The following is an 808-nucleotide window of genomic DNA, read 5'->3' as shown; positions in this document are numbered from 1 at the left end:
GCCCCAGGGACCACCACCCGTTTCCTGGTTCAGGAGGGGTTGAAACAGCACTGGTCCCCGACCCAGATCGCGGCCCGGTTACGCGTGGACTTTCCCGATTTCCCGGAGGTATGGGTGTCGCACGAGACCATCTACCAGGCTCTGTACGTGCAGGGTCGGGGGAGTTTGCGCGCGGAGATCGCCCGTCAGGATGCGTTGCGCAGCGGGCGCACTGGCCGCCGGCCGCGCTCGCGGGCGGGGGCGGCCACACGCTCGCGCAAGCCCTGGGCCTACGAGGCCGGGTTCCATATCAGCGACCGTCCAGCCGAAGCGCACGACCGTGCGCTGCCCGGGCATTGGGAAGGTGATCTGGTGGCCGGGGCCCGCGGGTCCTCGGCGATCGTGACGTTGGTGGAGCGTTCGAGTCGGTATGTGATGTTGGGGGCGTTGCCTCAGGGGTGGGTCAGCGCTGAGGTGATCGGGGTGCTGACACGGCTGGCGGGCCGGTTGCCGGCTCATCTGCGCCGGTCGTTGGCTTGGGATCAGGGGTCGGAGATGGCCAGGCATGCTGATTTCACTGTGGCCAGCGGGTGCAGGGTGTTCTTCTGTGATCCGCACTCGCCTTGGCAGCGTGGTTCGAATGAGAACACGAACGGGTTGTTGCGCCAGTACTTTCCTCGGTCCAGCACTGACTTTCGGGATTGGTCTCAGGAGGGGTTGGACGGGGTGGCCGCTGAGCTCAACGGCCGTCCTCGTCAGACCCTGGGCTGGGCTACCCCGGCCGAGGTCCTCAACGAGTTCCTCGTTGCAACAACCACTTGACCCCAAG

1 protein-coding gene is annotated in these 808 nt (G+C 66.3%); it reads left to right on the top strand.

Annotated features, from left to right (window positions below):
• Positions 1 to 801, top strand: an 801-nt coding sequence (locus tag IE195_RS25985) for an IS30 family transposase (protein ID WP_191276423.1), incomplete at its 5' end; no start/stop codon positions are given.
• Positions 802 to 808: the final 7 nt, after the last annotated feature.

This window comes from Nocardiopsis terrae (assembly GCF_014651695.1).
In the GTDB taxonomy this organism is placed as follows: domain Bacteria; phylum Actinomycetota; class Actinomycetes; order Streptosporangiales; family Streptosporangiaceae; genus Nocardiopsis; species Nocardiopsis terrae.
This window is presented reverse-complemented; position numbering and strand designations above follow the sequence as displayed.